The following is a 14334-nucleotide window of genomic DNA, read 5'->3' as shown; positions in this document are numbered from 1 at the left end:
GCCTGGCGCTGGCGGTTGCCGCGCTGGCCGCGGCGCTGTCGCTCGGGCCGGCCGCGGCGACCGGGCCGATGCCCTCGGCCTGCCCGCCCGGCCTGCCCGACACCGTCACCTGCTGGCGCGGCCAGGACGAGAACGGCGCCCACCTGCTGATCGCCCGGCCGGCGACGTGGAACGGCCGCCTGCTGGTGCATGTGCATGGCGGGCCGCGCATGGCGGCGCCGCACGCGCACACCTCGGACGAGGACCTGCTGCGCTACGCGGAGTTCCTGCACGAGGGCTGGGCCTTCGCGGCGACCAGCCGCCGCAAGGCGGGGTTCGCCATCACCCGCGCCGGGGAAGATGCCGAGCTGCTGCGCCGCGCCGCCATCGGCACGCTGGGCGAGCCGCGCCTGACCGTGCTGCACGGCCAGTCCTGGGGTGGCGCGGTCGCCGCCAAGGCGATCGAGGCGATGAACGAGCCGGGGCCGGATGGCCGCCGGCCCTGGGACGCGGCGCTGCTGACCTCCGCCGTGCTGGCCGGGCCGAGCCGGGCCTATGACATGCGCGTGGACCTGCGCGCCGCCTTCCAGGTCGCCTGCGGCACCCACCCGGCCCCGCACGAGCCGCAATACGAGGTGACGCTCGGCCAGCCGCCCGGCGGGCGCCTGACGCGGGAGGAGGTGGTGGCGCGCTACCTCGCCTGCACCGGCGCCGACCTGGCGCCGGAGGCGCGGACCGAGAGCCAGCGCCGCGCGCTGGCCGACCTGGTCGCCGCCAGCCGGGTGCCGGAATGGGCGCTGCCCGGCCATCTCTGGTACGCCACGCAGATTTTCGGCGACATCGCGGAGAACCTGACCGGTGGGCGCAGCCCCTTCGGCAATGCGGCGGTGACCTATCGCGGGACCTCGGACGACGCCGCCTTCAACGCCCGCGTGCCGCGCATCTCGCCCGACCCCGCCGCGGCGGCGCGGCTTGCCGCCGATGGCGACCTGACCGGGCGCGTGGCGATCCCGGTGCTGACGCTGCACGGGATCGGCGACGCCACCGTCTTCGTGGAGAACCAGGCCGCCTATCGCGCCACGCTGGCCGAGGCAGGCACGACCCAGCGGCTGGTGCAGGTCTTCGTGGACGAGAACGAGCACAACAAGCTCTCGCCGGTGCTCTATCCCGCGGCGCTGGCCGCGCTGGCCGACTGGGCCGAGGGCGGGCCAAGGCCGACGCCGGCCTCGGTGCAGGCCCGATGCGAGACGATGCGCGCCGCCTACCCCGGCGATTGCCGCATTCTGCCGGACTACGTGCCGCAGCCCTGGGACGCCCGGGTGAACCCGCGCGAGCCGTCGGAGACGCTGGCCGGGCGGTGAGGCGGCTTTGCCGCTTTGGCGCGGAGCCGCCGGCGCGGCTTCGGACAAATTCGCCGCGTCCCGGTTGCGCGCAAGGCAGTCGCCGCCGCGGGCGGCCGCCGCATCGCGGGGGAAGGGAGGGCGCATGCACCACGGGCGGGTGTCCGTCGACATGTCGGCACAGTAGCGGTAAATTTTCCTAGATTCAACACGCGTCTCGCTGCGTCAGGCGACCTTCGCTTCCGCCGCTGATCCAGCGGCCCCAGATTTTCCGCTCGCTCTCTGCCCGTCTGCCGCGCCGGGCCCGGCGAATCGCGACGTCTCTTTCTAAGATAACATACCTAGGAGCGCGGTCTATCGGCCGACGCAGCCGGCATCGCTGCCGGTCATGACCGGATCCGGCCGACACAGGTTGCCGTCCGCAACCTCCGTGCCAAGCCGAGGACGCTGCCCGCCCATGCGGAGACGGTGATCCAGCGCCAGGCACCGCCCTGCGGCGCCGCCATGCCGGTGGTGAGCCGCATGGATGGCCCGGCGATCCTGCTCATCACGCTGCGGCGTGACGCGCCGGTCGGGCGCGCGGACTATCCCCGCCTGACGACGTAGTGCCCGGCCTGCAGCGCCGCCACGATGGCGTTGCCCTGGGCGGCGTCGCGCACCTCCACCATCAGGTGAAGCTCCGTGCTCTGCACCGTCGGCGCGCCGAACAGCTGCTGGTGCTGCACCTCGATGACGTTGCCGCCGAGGTCGGAGATGCGGCGCGCGATGTCGGCCAGCATGCCGGGCCGGTCCGGGATGTCGAAATGCAGGCGCAGCAGGCGCCCGTCGCGCAGCAACTGGCGCAGCAGAACGTTGGAGAGGGCCCGCGCATCGATGTTGCCGCCGCAGATCGGGATGCCGACCGCCTTGCCGGCGAAGCGCTCGGGGAAGGCGAGCACGGCGGCCAGGCCCGCGGCGCCGGCACCCTCGGCCACCACCTTGGCGCCCTCGCAGAGCATGGCGATGGCTTCCTCCACCGCGCGCTCCGGCACAACCAGCACCTCGATCCCGTGCTGCTTAAGCCAGGCGAAGGGCAGCTCGCCCACGTCCCGCACCGCGATCCCCTCGGCCACGGTGGGGCCGCCGACCTGCACCGGGCGCCCGGCCAGGCGCTGCGCCATGGCGGGATAGGCCTCGACCTCCACGCCGAAGACCTGGATGCCCGGCTTCATCTCCAGCGCGGCCGCGGCGCAGCCGGTGACCAGGCCACCGCCGCCCACCGGGACCGCCAGCATCTCGATCTCCGGCGCATCCTCCAGCATCTCGAGCGCGGCGGTGCCCTGCCCGGCGATCACGGCCGGGTCGTCATAGGGGTGGATGAAGGTCAGGCCCTCGCGCAGGGCCAGGTCGTAGGCATGGGCGGCGGCCTCGGCCAGCGTCTCGCCATGCAGCACCACCTTGGCCCCCCAGCCCTCGGTGCGGGTCACCTTGGTGGCGGGGGTGTAGCGCGGCATCACGATGGTGGCGGCGATGCCGGCGAGCGCGGCATGGCGCGCCACGGCCTGGGCATGGTTGCCGGCCGACATGGCGATGACGCCGGCGGCCCGTTCGCGGGGGGAGAGCAGGGCGATGCGGTTCGCCGCGCCGCGTTCCTTGAAGGCGCCGGTGGCCTGCAGGTTGTCCAGCTTGAGGAAGACGGTGGCGCCGGTGGCGCGGGAGAGGGTGTCGCAGCGCAGCGTGGGCGTGCGGACCACGGCGCCCCGGATGCGCCCCGCGGCGGCGCGGACCTCGGCCAGGGTGATGTGCGGGGCAGCTGGCGGGTCGAGGGTGGCGACCTCGGCGCGGAACGGGGACATGGTGGTGCGGGCCTGACGTGACGGGGCTGTTTCCCGCAACTCGGGCAGGGGGCGCAAGCGGCGGGGAACGTTCCCTCCCCCGCGCCTGCGGGGGGAGGGGTGTCAGCCGAACCTGACGGCCGCGATCTCGTAGACGCGGGACCCGCCGGGGGCGGGGACCTCCACGCTGTCGCCGACCTTCTTGCCGATCAGCGCCTTGGCGAGCGGCGAGGAGATGGAGATCGAGCTGGCCTTCATGTCGGCCTCGTACTGGCCGACGATGCGGTAGGTCTTCTCATCCTCGGTCTCCTCGTCCACCACCGTGACATGGGCGCCGAAGCGCACCTGGTCGCCGGACATCTTGGACGGGTCGATCACCTCGACCGAGGGGATGATCGCCTCCAGCTCGGCGATGCGGCCCTCGATGAAGGACTGTCGCTCCCGCGCGGCGTGGTACTCGGCATTCTCCGACAGGTCGCCATGCGCCCGGGCTTCCGCGATGGCGCGGATGACGGCCGGGCGCTCCTCGGCCTTGAGTTGCCGGAGTTCCTCCTGCAGGCGGGAAAGGCCCTCCGCAGTCATGGGGAACTTCTGCACGTCACGTCCTTCCTTCAGCCGGCCCCGCCAGGACCGAAGCGATATCCAAGCACGAATCTTCCAGCGGGGGCGAAACAGATTGGGCGGGGAGGGTTGCCCCTCCGCCGCCCGCTACCGGTCGGCGCCGGGCGCGCGTGGCCCGGCTAGAACGAACGCTGAAAGTAGGCTTGCAGGGGCGCCACATCAAGGGTGCCGCCCTTCAGGGCCGCGATCGCATGCACCGCCGCCCGGGCGCCGGACATCGTCGTATAATGGGGTACACCGTGTGTCAGGGCGCTGCGGCGGATGTCGAAGCTGTCGGAGACGGATTGACCGCCGCTCGTCGTGTTGATCACCAGCTGGATGGCGTCGGACTTGATGGCGTCCACGCAATGCGGCCGGCCTTCCAGCACCTTGTTCACCACGCTGCACTCCAGCCCGGCTTCGCGCAGGCGGGCGGCGGTGCCGCGGGTGGCGCTGATCCTGAAGCCCATTTCGATCAGGCGGCGCGCAAGGGTGACGGCGGCGGTCTTGTCGGAATCCTTGACCGAGATGAAGGCGGTGCCGGCTTCCGGCAGCTTCACCCCGGCACCGAGCTGGGACTTCAGGAAGGCGCGCTCGAAGCTGGCGTCGAGCCCCATCACCTCGCCGGTGGACTTCATCTCCGGCCCGAGCAGCACGTCCACCCCGGGGAAGCGGTTGAAGGGGAAGACGGCCTCCTTCACCGCGACATGCGGGGCGATGGCGGCATCGTCCAGGTCGAAGTCGCGGAGCGAGGCGCCGGCCATGACGCGCGCGCCGATCTTGGCGACCGGCACGCCGGTCGCCTTCGCGACGAAGGGCACGGTGCGGGAGGCGCGCGGGTTCACCTCCAGCACGTACACCTCGCCGTCCTTCACGGCGTATTGCACGTTCATCAGGCCCTTGACCTTGAGCGCCTTGGCCATGGCCTCGGTCTCCGCCTTCAGCTCCGTGACCAGGGCGGGGGCGAGCGAATAGGGCGGCAGGGAGCAGGCGCTGTCGCCGGAATGGATGCCGGCTTCCTCGATGTGCTCCATCACGCCGGCGACATAGACCTCGCCGCCGGCATCCGCGATGCAGTCCACGTCCACCTCGATGGCGTCCACCAGGTACTTGTCCACGAGGATCGGGTTCTCGCCGGAGACCTTCACCGCCTCCGCGCCGAAGCGGCGGAGCTGTTCGCGGTTGTGGCAGATCTCCATGGCGCGGCCGCCCAGCACGTAGGAGGGGCGGACGACGACGGGGTAGCCGATGCGGTCGGCGACGCGCTCCGCCTCGTCCAGGTCGCGGGCGGTGCCGTTGGCCGGCTGCTTGAGGCCGAGGCCCTTCAGCAGCTGCTGGAAGCGCTCGCGGTCCTCGGCGATGTCGATGGCCTCGGCGGAGGTGCCGAGGATCGGGATGCCGGCCTTGTGCAGCGCCTGGGACAGCTTGAGCGGCGTCTGCCCGCCATACTGCACGATGCAGCCGAGGACGGTGCCGTTCTCCTGCTCCTTGCGGACCAGGGCGATGACGTCCTCCGCGGTCAGCGGCTCGAAGTAGAGGCGGTCGGAAGTGTCGTAGTCCGTGCTGACCGTCTCCGGGTTGCAGTTGACCATGATGGTCTCGAAGCCGGCCTCGCGCAGCGCATAGGCGGCGTGGACGCAGCAATAGTCGAACTCGATACCCTGGCCGATGCGGTTCGGGCCGCCGCCGAGGATGATGATCTTCTGCCGGTCGGTCGGGCGGGATTCGCACACCGGCGTGCCGAAGCCGCCCTCGTAGGTGGAGTACATGTAGGGCGTGTCGGAGGCGAACTCCGCGGCGCAGGTGTCGATGCGCTTGTAGACCGGCGTCACGCCCAGCGCCTCGCGCGCCGCGGCGACCTTCACCTCCGTCGTCATCGCGAGCTTCGCGAGCCGCCGGTCGGAGAAGCCGAGCGCCTTGAGGTTGCGGAAGGCGGTGGCGGTCTTCGGCAGGCCGTGCTCGATCACGCGCCGCTCGGCCTGCACGATGCGGTCGAACTCGCGGATGAACCAGGGATCGAACTTCGAGGCCGCGTGGATCTCCTCCACGCTCATGCCGGCGCGCAGCGCCTGCGCGACGACGAGCGCGCGGTCGGGCGTGGGGGTGGCAAGCGCGGTGCGCAGCGCGGTGGGGTCGGTGATGTCGAGGTCGTCGAGGCCGGAGAGCCCGGTCTCCAGGCCGCGCAGCCCCTTCTGGAAGGCCTCGCAGAAGGACCGCCCGATCGCCATGGTCTCGCCGACCGACTTCATGCTGGTGGTCAGCGTGGCGGGTGTGCCCGGGAACTTCTCGAAGGTGAAGCGGGGGATCTTCACCACGACGTAGTCGATGGTCGGCTCGAAGCTCGCCGGCGTGACGCGCGTGATGTCGTTCGCCAGCTCGTCCAGCGTGTAGCCGACGGCGAGCTTGGCGGCGACCTTGGCGATCGGGAAGCCGGTGGCCTTGGAGGCGAGCGCGGAGGAGCGGGAGACGCGCGGGTTCATCTCGATGATGACCATGCGCCCGTCCGCGGGGTTGATGCCGAACTGCACGTTGGACCCGCCGGTGTCGACGCCGATCTCGCGCAGGCACGCGATCGAGGCATCGCGCATGCGCTGGTATTCCTTGTCCGTCAGCGTCAGCGCGGGCGCGATGGTGACGGAATCACCGGTGTGCACGCCCATCGGGTCCAGGTTCTCGATGGAGCAGACGATGATGCAGTTGTCCGCCTTGTCGCGGACGACCTCCATCTCGAATTCCTTCCAGCCGAGGACGGATTCCTCCACCAGCACTTCCGTTGTCATGGAGGCGGCGAGGCCGGCGGAGACGATCTGCTCGAACTCCTCGCGGTTGTAGGCGATGCCGCCGCCGGTACCGCCCAGGGTGAAGGACGGGCGGATGACGCAGGGCAGGCCGACCTGCTCCAGCGCGGCATGCGCTTCGGCCATGCTGTGCGCGATGGCGCTCTTCGGGCTCTCGATGCCGATCTTCGCCATCGCGTCGCGGAACTTCTGGCGGTCCTCGGCCTTGTCGATGACCTCCGCCTTGGCGCCGATCAGCTCGCAGCCGTATTTCTGCAGCACGCCGGCGGCATCCAGCTTCAGCGCGGTGTTCAGCGCGGTCTGGCCGCCCATGGTCGGCAGCAGCGCGTCCGGGCGCTCCTTCGCGATGATCTTCTCGACCATCTCCGGCGTGATCGGCTCGATGTAGGTGGCGTCCGCCAGGCCGGGGTCCGTCATGATCGTGGCGGGGTTGGAGTTCACCAGGATCACGCGGTAGCCCTCCGCGCGCAGCGCCTTGCAGGCCTGCGCGCCGGAATAGTCGAACTCGCAGGCCTGGCCGATGACGATCGGGCCGGCGCCGATGATGAGGATCGAGTTGATGTCGGTGCGCTTCGGCATCTGGGGTCAGGCCTTGGGGGTCTTGCGGTTCAGGATCAGCAGCACCGGCAGCGCGACGATCTGCAGCAGCACGGTGGTGCCCAGGGTGAAGGCTGCGATCTCGCGGTCGCGGAAGGCGTAGGTCAGGAAGGCGGCGGCCAGCCCCGCCAGGCCGAGCGCCGCCAGCACGGCCAGCGTGCCGCGGCGGATGTTCGGCAGCCCCTGCGCCAGGCGCCACATCAGCGGCGTGCCGAGCAGCGCGCAGGCCGCGCCGATGCCGAGCGCGGCGAACAGGCCGGTGAAGTCCAGCGTGATGTCGCTCATGCGGATTGCCTGCGGGCCGACCACAGCAGCAGCGGCAGCACCAGCAGGTGCGGCACGCCCCAGAAGGCGAAGGCCCAGCCCATCTGCTCGCCCATCATCAGCGTTGTCGCGCCATGCACCACGCAGGACAGCACGAAGGCCGTCAGCGCCGCGCGCATCGGCGGGTAGATCTTGCGCAGCGCGTTCGCGAGAACGAACAGCACCAGGCCCGAATAGGCCAGCGCGAAGAGGCCGAGGACAGCTTCCATCGTCAGGTCACCGCATCCACCGTCAGCGCCAGCGCGACCAGCACCATCGCCCCGCCCACCGCGCGCTGCTGCACCTGCGCCAGGGCGGGTCGCCGCTGGAGCACGTGCGCGAAGCGCTCCGCCCCCAGCACGATGGCAACGTCGCAGCAGGTGTTGATCGCGATGTAGGTCAGCCCGAGGACGAGGCCCTGCGTCACCGCCGAGCCGTCCGCCGGCACGATCAGGTGGGGCAGGCCGGCGATGAAGAAGGCGGCGACCTTGGGGTTCAGCGCGGAGGTGGCGAAGCCCAGCCCGAACAGCCGCGCCGGCGGGTCGGGCGGCAGCGCCGGATCCTGCGCGGCGACCGTCGCGTGGCCGCCGCCGGGCTTCAGGTAGCCCCAGGCCAGCCACAGCAGGCCGGCGGCGCCGGCCAGGCGGATCGCCTCCCACAGATGCGGCATGGCGGTGAGCAGGCTGGCGAGGCCGGCGACCGAGACCAGCATCACCAGCAGCAGGCCGGCATTGGTGCCGGCCAGCGAGACGAAGCCGGCGGCGCGGCCCTGCGCCATGCTGCGCGACATCAGATACGCCATGTTGGCGCCCGGCGTGGCGGCGAGGCCGAGCGCGATGCCGGCCAGGATGAGCAGGGTGTGCCACTCCGGCATGTCAGCCTGCCCGCGTGCTCTCGCTGGCGAGCTTCACCGCCAGCAGCGCCAGCGCCGCGCCCAGCACCCAGCGCTGCACCGCCATCCAGACGGGCTTGGTCGAGAGGAACCGCGCCGTGCCCGCCGCGCCCCAGACCAGCACCGCGTCCCACAGCGTGCAGACCGCGATCTGCACGAAGCCCAGCGTCGCCGCCTGCAGGAACAGGCTGCCGCGGTCCGGGTCCAGGAAGGGCGGCAGCACGGCCATGTAGAACAGCGCGACCTTCGGGTTCAGCGCGGCGGTCGCGAAGCCCACGCCGAACAGCCGCGCCGCCGGTTCCTGCGGCAGCTTGCGCGCGGCAAACAGCGGCTGGCCGCCCGGCCGCACGCATTGCCAGGCGAGGAACAGCAGGTAGATCGCGCCGCCGATGCGCAGCACGTCCCAGGCATAGGGGATGGCGAGCAGCGCGGCGGTGATGCCGGCCGCGGCGCAGAGCATGATGAAGAGCGACCCCGCCTGGCAGCCGACCAGCGAGATCATCCCCGCGCCGGTGCCCTGCGCCAGCGCGCGGGAGACGAGGTAGAGCATGTTCGGCCCCGGCGTGACCGCCAGGCCGAGCGAGAGCGCGGCGAAGACCAGCAGCGTCTCGGCGGAGGGCATGGTCAGCCCTGCGTCGAATACCCGCCATCCACGGGGATGGCGGCGCCGGTGACGAAGGCGGCGGCGTCGGAGGCGAGGAAGGCGGCGATGCCCGCGAAGTCCTTAGGGTCGCCCCAGCGCTTCGCCGGCGTGCGGGCCAGCACGCTCTCATGCAGGCCGGGCACGTCGCGCCGCGCGCCGCGCGTCAGCTCCGTGTCGATCCAGCCGGGCAGCACGGCATTGGCGGTGATGCCGTCCGCGGCCCAGGCGGCAGCGAGGCTCTTGGTGTACTGCACCACCGCGCCCTTGCTCGCGCCATAGGCCGGCGAGAAGGGCACGCCGAAGATCGAGAGCATGGAGCCGATGTTGATGACGCGGCCGCGCCCGCTGGCCTTCAGCGCCGGATAGGCGGCGCGCGTCAGGCGCATCAGCGCGGTCAGGTTGGTGTCCAGCACCGTCGCCCAGTCCTCGTCGGTGACGAGCTCCGGGCGCTTGCGGATGTTGGTGCCGGCGTTGTTCACCAGGATGTCGAGGCCGCCGGCGAGCGCCAGCACCTCGGCCAGAAGGCGTTCTGCCGCGCCGGGTGCGCGCAGGTCGGCCTGGAAGGCGGCGGCGCTGCCGCCGAGTTCCTGCACGGCCGCCGCGTTCTTCGCCGCGTCGCGGCCGGTGACGATCACGCGCGCGCCGCAGGCGGCCAGGCCGCGCGCCATGCCGAGCCCGATGCCGCCATTGCCACCGGTGACGAGCGCCACGCGGCCGGTGAGGTCGAACAGCGCCATCGCGTCCTCCTGGCGGTCAGGCCGCCTTGTGCGTCTCGATCAAGCCGACGAAGCGGTGGAACAGGTGGTGGCTGTCGGTGGGGCCCGGCGATGCCTCGGGGTGGTACTGCACGCTGAAGGCCGGCAGCTTCGTGCTGGCGATGCCTTCGTTGGACCCGTCGAACAGGCTGATATGGGTGACCTCCACGCCGTCGGGCAGCGTCTTCTCGTCCACCGCGAAGCCGTGGTTCTGGCTGGTGATCTCCACCTGGCCGGTCTTCAGGTCCTTCACCGGCTGGTTCGCGCCGCGATGGCCGCGGTCGAGCTTGTAGGTCCTGGCGCCCAACGCCAGCGCCAGCAGCTGGTGGCCCAGGCAGATGCCGAAGGTCGGCACGCCCTTCTCCAGCACGCCGCGGATCGCGGGCACCGCGTATTCGCCGGTCGCCGCCGGGTCGCCGGGGCCGTTCGACAGGAACACGCCATCGGGCTTGTGACGCAGGATGTCCTCGGCAGTCGCCGTCGCCGGCACCACCGTCACCGCGCAGCCGGCGGCGGCCAGGCAGCGCAGGATGTTGCGCTTCGCGCCGTAGTCCACCGCCACCACCTTGAAGCGCGGCGCCACCTGCGTGCCGTAGCCGCGGCCGAGCTCCCAGGTGGTCTCGGTCCAGTCGTAGGTCTGGCGGGTGGAGACCTCCTTCGCCAGGTCCATGCCTTCCAGGCCAGGCCAGGCCTGGGCCTGGGCCAGCAGCGCCGGGATGTCGAAGCGGCCATCGGCAGGGAAGCACAGCACGCCGTTGGGCGGGCCGCCGTCCCGGATGCGGGTAGTCAGCGCGCGTGTGTCCACGCCGCAGATGCCGGGCACGCCATGCGACTTCAGCCAGTCGTCCAGGTGCCGCGTGGCGCGGAAGTTGGAGGGCTCGGTGACGTCCTGCTTGACGATGAGGCCGCGCGCGACGGGCGTCGTCGCCTCGATGTCCTCGGGGTTGGCGCCGACATTGCCGATATGGGGGAAGGTGAAGCAGATGGTCTGGCCGGCATAGGAGGGATCGGTCAGCACCTCCTGATAGCCGGTCATGCCGGTGTTGAAGCAGATCTCCGCCACGGTGGTGGCATGGGCGCCGAAGCCGCGGCCCCAGAACACGCTGCCGTCGGCGAGGACGAGGGCGGCGGTCGCGCCCTCCGGGACGGCGGCGTCGGTGTGGGGGGTGTCGGTCACGGGCGTCTCCGTGCGGGGCTTGGCGCGGGGCAGGTCATCGAGGGCGAGGCCGGTGGCGGATAGCACGGCCGGCCAGTGCTTGGCGGGAATCGCACGCGCCTGGCGCCACTTGCGCACCGCCTCGGTGCCGATGCCAAGGCGCGTCGCCGCCGCCTCCGGGCCGCCCAGCAGGGCGACGATGTCCTCGACCGTCCGCATGGGATGGATATGTGGGAAATATCTTCCCGCGTCCAGGGTGCGGGTAGGATGGGAAGGAAATTCCCAGCTGGAGCGTGTGTCCCGCCGCGCTCTGCGCCCTCGGAATGCTGACCCACCCCCGCCCGGCCTCCCCCGGCCTGCGGGGGAGGGGTATGGAGGGCCGAAGGAGATGACACCATGGCCGACGACCTGCGCACCCGATTCAACGCCGCCATGAAGGAGGCCATGCTGGCGAAGGACGCCGCGCGGACCTCCACCGTGCGGATGATCATCGCGAAGCTGAAGGAGGTGGACATCGCCGCCCGCCCCTCCGGCGTGGACAAGGTGCCGGACGAGCAGGTGGTGGCCATGCTGCGCAGCATGGTGAAGTCGCGGCGGGAGAGCGTGGACCTCTACCGCCAGGGCGGCCGCCAGGAGCTGGTGGACAAGGAACTCGCCGAGATCGCGGTGATCGAGAGCTTCCTGCCGCAGCAGATGGACGAGGCCGCCGTGGCCGCCGCGGTGGACGCTGCCATCGCGGAGACGGGCGCCACCAGCGTGAAGGACATGGGCAAGGTGATGGCGGCGCTGAAGAAGCACGGCAGCGCGCTCGACATGTCCCGGGCCAACCCGCTGGTGAAGGCGAAGCTGGGCGGCTGAGGTGCCCCGATGACCGCAGGGCCGCAAGGCCCGGAGGTCTGAATCGGGTCGCCCGACACGCCGCGCCGGGCGGCCTCACCCCGTGAGGTCGCGCACGCAGCGGACGTGGTTGTGGCCGCGGATGTCCTCGATGCCGTGCGGCGCGAAGCCGTTGGGGAAGCCGCCGGGGAAGGCGGTCTTGGGGTCGCTGCGCTGCGCGCCCGCGCCATGCACGTCCTGCCAGGCGAAGCGGCCGGAGCCCGGCGGCTGCTCCACCCGCCCCAGCGCCGGGCCGAAGGCGATGTAGACCGCCAGCTCCCCGGTGGAGCCGAAGGCGCGCGGCCGGCTGGCGGGCGGCGCCAGCAGCGTCGTCGTGGAGGTCCAGGCATAGGCGGCGGCATCGGCCAGGTGGAACACCGGGGAGATCGCGGGCACCCGGCCATGCTCCACGATGCTGAACAGCTCCTTCGCATGGGGCAGGCGCCAGCCGCGCTGGCCGCCCAGCACCAGGCCGGCGCAATGCGCCAGCGCCGCTTCCCAGCTGCGCACGACGCCGTCGTCGGAGCGCTGCCACTCCAGCCGCGTCGCATGGTCGCGCACGGTGGTCGGCGTCGGCTCGAAGGCGTTCTGGCCATAGGCGGGGCCGCGCACCAGCCGCACCGGCAGCTGGTTCGGGCCGCGTGCGCGGCCGGCCATGTCCAGCAGCGGATGGGCAACGACCCGGCCATCCCCGAAGCCGATGGCGAAGGCGGCCTCCTGGTCGCCGGCGATGCGCTGGGCGGCGCGCGTCGCCGACCATTCCGGCACCTCGGCCGGGCGCAGCACGCCGCCATAGGCGAAGCGGAAGACCTGCGTGTCGATGTAGGGCCGAGAGGTCGCCGGGTTGCCGGTGAAGCTGCCGCGGAAATCCAGCAGGGAGTGCAGTTCCCGGATGCTCGGCACGCGCCAGTCGTCATGGCCGCCGAGCCGGCTCTCGCGGGCCAGCCGTTCGGCCTCGGCGAAGGCGACCGGGGCGCTCGGCGCCGCGGCCCAGGTCAGGCCGGTGATCAGGTCGGCCACGGTGCCGTCGGCATTGTCCCGATACACCGCCGCGCGGCCGGCATGCTGCGCATCCTGGCCGAAGAAGGCGCCCGGGCCTGGCGGGCAGGGGATCGCCTCCCGCTGGCCGAAGCAGCGGTCCTGGCCGGTGGCGACGATCGGGTAGCGGGCCGGCTGCGCCGCCGCGGGCAACGCGGCGAGCAGGGCCATGCCGAGTAACAGGAATTGCATGCAGCCGACCATGCGGCCGGCCCGAGGGGCTGTCCAGCGGCGGGCCCGGCCCTGCTACACTGTCCGTGCCGATGGCCCTCCCCCCCGCCTTCCTCGACGAGCTTCGCCTGCGGACGCCGCTGCCCGGCCTGATCGGGCGCAAGACGCGGCTGACCCGGTCGGGGCGCAACTGGAAGGGATGCTGCCCCTTCCATGGCGAGAAGACGCCCTCCTTCTACGTCTATGACGACCACTTCCACTGCTTCGGCTGCGGCGCGCATGGCGACGCCATCACCTTCGTCATGCGCGCCGAGGGCGCATCCTTCCCCGAAGCGGTCGAGCGCCTGGCCGGCGAGGCCGGGCTGGAGGTGCCGAAGCCGACGCCGGAGGCGGCGGCGCGGGAGAAGCGGGCGCGCGACCTGCACGGCGTGCTGGAGGCGGCGGCGGCGGCCTTCGAACGCCGGCTGCGCCTGCCGGAAGGCGCCGAGGGGCTCGCCTATCTGAAGCGCCGCGGCCTGTCGGACGAGACGATCCGGAAATTCGGCCTGGGCTGGTCCGGCGGCGGCCGCGGGGCCATCGCCGCCGACCTGAAGGCCGACGGCATCACGCCGGAGCAGCTGGCCGAGGCCGGACTGATCCGCCCGCGCGAAGAGGGCGAGGGCTACACCGACCTGTTCTTCAACCGCGTGATGTTCCCGATCCGCGACCGGCGCGGGCGGATGATCAGCTTCGGCGGGCGGGTGCTGGGCGACGGCGTGCCGAAATACGTCAACGGGCCGGAGACCGTCCTCTTCAAGAAGCGCAACAGCCTGTACGCCCTGGACCTGGCCAAGGAGGGCGCGTTCCGCGGCGGCACGGTGGTCGCCGTCGAGGGCTACATGGACGTCATCGCCCTGCACCAGGCCGGCTTCGCGGGCGCCGTCGCGCCGCTCGGCACCGCGCTGACGCCGGAGCAGATGGAGGAGCTGTGGCGGCTGACGCCCGAGCCGGTGCTCTGCTTCGACGGCGACGCGGCCGGGGCGCGGGCGGCGGCGCGCGCGGCGGAAGCGGCGCTGCCGCTGCTGACGACGGAGCGCAGCCTGCGCCTGGCCACGCTGCCCGCCGGGGAGGACCCGGACACGCTGATCGTCCGGGGCGGCCCCGCGGCCTTCCAGGCCGTGCTGGATGGCGCCCGTCCGCTGGGGGAGGCGCTGTTCGGCCTGGTCGCGGAAGGCCGGCCGATGGCGACGCCCGAGCAGCGCGCCGCGCTGCGCAAGCGGCTGGAGGAGGCGGCCGGTGCCATCAAGGACCGGGCCCTGGCCGGCGAATACCGCCGCGCCCTGCTCGACCGCTTCTTCGACGCCACGCGCACCGGCCCGCGTGGGGCAGCGCG

Annotated in this window: 14 protein-coding genes; 4 read left to right on the top strand and 10 right to left on the bottom strand. The window is 72.0% G+C overall.

From position 1 onward, the window contains the following. Together OZN99_RS12910 and OZN99_RS12905 are read left to right on the top strand one after the other, a co-directional pair. On the top strand, nt 1-1340 hold a 1340-nt coding region (locus OZN99_RS12910), incomplete at its 5' end, for a hypothetical protein (protein ID WP_270935652.1). A gap of 447 nt (nt 1341-1787) precedes the next feature. Next, complete coding sequence (locus OZN99_RS12905) at nt 1788-1925, top strand: hypothetical protein (RefSeq protein ID WP_270935651.1); 138 nt, start codon at nt 1788-1790, stop codon at nt 1923-1925. Here the strand turns inward: OZN99_RS12905 and OZN99_RS12900 are convergent. From OZN99_RS12900 to carA, 9 genes are all read right to left on the bottom strand, one after another. After that, on the bottom strand, nt 1904-3154 hold the full coding sequence (locus OZN99_RS12900) for a threonine ammonia-lyase (RefSeq protein WP_270935650.1): 1251 nt from the start codon (nt 3152-3154) through the stop codon (nt 1904-1906). The genes OZN99_RS12905 and OZN99_RS12900 overlap by 22 nt on opposite strands. A 102-nt stretch (nt 3155-3256) precedes the next feature. Further along, complete coding sequence (greA, locus tag OZN99_RS12895; protein ID WP_270935649.1) at nt 3257-3730, bottom strand: transcription elongation factor GreA; 474 nt, start codon at nt 3728-3730, stop codon at nt 3257-3259. Nucleotides 3731-3873: 143 nt separating this feature from the next. Continuing rightward, nucleotides 3874-7110: a carbamoyl-phosphate synthase large subunit gene (carB, locus tag OZN99_RS12890; protein WP_270935648.1), complete on the bottom strand. Its 3237-nt coding sequence runs from the start codon at nt 7108-7110 to the stop codon at nt 3874-3876. Between the two features lie 6 nt (nt 7111-7116). Beyond that, nucleotides 7117-7413 (bottom strand): hypothetical protein, encoded by a 297-nt coding sequence (locus tag OZN99_RS12885; RefSeq protein ID WP_270935647.1) that lies wholly within the window; start codon nt 7411-7413, stop codon nt 7117-7119. After that, the gene (locus OZN99_RS12880; protein ID WP_270935646.1) at nt 7410-7661 is read right to left on the bottom strand and encodes a hypothetical protein; all 252 of its coding nucleotides are present in this window, start codon (nt 7659-7661) and stop codon (nt 7410-7412) included. The genes OZN99_RS12885 and OZN99_RS12880 overlap by 4 nt, the downstream gene beginning before the upstream one ends. Before the next feature lie 2 nt (nt 7662-7663). After that, nucleotides 7664-8305, bottom strand: a complete 642-nt coding sequence (locus OZN99_RS12875) for a LysE family translocator (protein WP_270935645.1) — start codon at nt 8303-8305, stop codon at nt 7664-7666. A 1-nt stretch (nt 8306) separates the two neighbouring features. Next, nucleotides 8307-8945 (bottom strand): LysE family translocator, encoded by a 639-nt coding sequence (locus tag OZN99_RS12870; RefSeq protein ID WP_270935644.1) that lies wholly within the window; start codon nt 8943-8945, stop codon nt 8307-8309. Between the two features lie 2 nt (nt 8946-8947). After that, nucleotides 8948-9703: an SDR family NAD(P)-dependent oxidoreductase gene (locus OZN99_RS12865; protein ID WP_270935643.1), complete on the bottom strand. Its 756-nt coding sequence runs from the start codon at nt 9701-9703 to the stop codon at nt 8948-8950. Nucleotides 9704-9719: 16 nt separating this feature from the next. Continuing rightward, complete coding sequence (gene carA, locus OZN99_RS12860; protein ID WP_270935642.1) at nt 9720-11096, bottom strand: glutamine-hydrolyzing carbamoyl-phosphate synthase small subunit; 1377 nt, start codon at nt 11094-11096, stop codon at nt 9720-9722. A 177-nt stretch (nt 11097-11273) separates the two neighbouring features. Between carA and OZN99_RS12855 the strand changes: the two genes are divergently transcribed. Further along, nucleotides 11274-11735, top strand: coding sequence for a GatB/YqeY domain-containing protein (locus OZN99_RS12855; RefSeq protein WP_270935641.1), 462 nt, complete (start codon nt 11274-11276; stop codon nt 11733-11735). 75 nt (nt 11736-11810) lie between these two features. Here the strand turns inward: OZN99_RS12855 and OZN99_RS12850 are convergent, their stop codons facing one another. Continuing rightward, nucleotides 11811-12983: an Lcl C-terminal domain-containing protein gene (locus tag OZN99_RS12850; RefSeq protein WP_270935640.1), complete on the bottom strand. Its 1173-nt coding sequence runs from the start codon at nt 12981-12983 to the stop codon at nt 11811-11813. A 71-nt stretch (nt 12984-13054) separates the two neighbouring features. On the opposite strand from OZN99_RS12850, the gene dnaG reads away from it, so the two are divergent. Beyond that, on the top strand, nt 13055-14334 hold a 1280-nt coding region (gene dnaG / locus OZN99_RS12845; RefSeq protein WP_270935639.1), incomplete at its 3' end, for a DNA primase.

Source organism: Falsiroseomonas oryzae, from assembly GCF_027856955.1.
GTDB lineage: Bacteria > Pseudomonadota > Alphaproteobacteria > Acetobacterales > Acetobacteraceae > Falsiroseomonas > Falsiroseomonas oryzae.
This window is presented reverse-complemented; position numbering and strand designations above follow the sequence as displayed.

Bases quoted from the DNA above. Each gene is read 5' to 3' on its own strand.
- OZN99_RS12855 (WP_270935641.1), top strand. From the start codon at position 11,274: ATGGCCGACGACCTGCGCACCCGATTCAACGCCGCCATGAAGGAGGCC.
- OZN99_RS12870 (WP_270935644.1), bottom strand. From the start codon at position 8,945: ATGCCCTCCGCCGAGACGCTGCTGGTCTTCGCCGCGCTCTCGCTCGGC.
- OZN99_RS12900 (WP_270935650.1), bottom strand. From the start codon at position 3,154: ATGTCCCCGTTCCGCGCCGAGGTCGCCACCCTCGACCCGCCAGCTGCC.
- OZN99_RS12865 (WP_270935643.1), bottom strand. From the start codon at position 9,703: ATGGCGCTGTTCGACCTCACCGGCCGCGTGGCGCTCGTCACCGGTGGC.
- carA (WP_270935642.1), bottom strand. From the start codon at position 11,096: ATGCGGACGGTCGAGGACATCGTCGCCCTGCTGGGCGGCCCGGAGGCG.
- OZN99_RS12875 (WP_270935645.1), bottom strand. From the start codon at position 8,305: ATGCCGGAGTGGCACACCCTGCTCATCCTGGCCGGCATCGCGCTCGGC.
- OZN99_RS12850 (WP_270935640.1), bottom strand. From the start codon at position 12,983: ATGCAATTCCTGTTACTCGGCATGGCCCTGCTCGCCGCGTTGCCCGCG.
- OZN99_RS12880 (WP_270935646.1), bottom strand. From the start codon at position 7,661: ATGGAAGCTGTCCTCGGCCTCTTCGCGCTGGCCTATTCGGGCCTGGTG.
- OZN99_RS12885 (WP_270935647.1), bottom strand. From the start codon at position 7,413: ATGAGCGACATCACGCTGGACTTCACCGGCCTGTTCGCCGCGCTCGGC.
- carB (WP_270935648.1), bottom strand. From the start codon at position 7,110: ATGCCGAAGCGCACCGACATCAACTCGATCCTCATCATCGGCGCCGGC.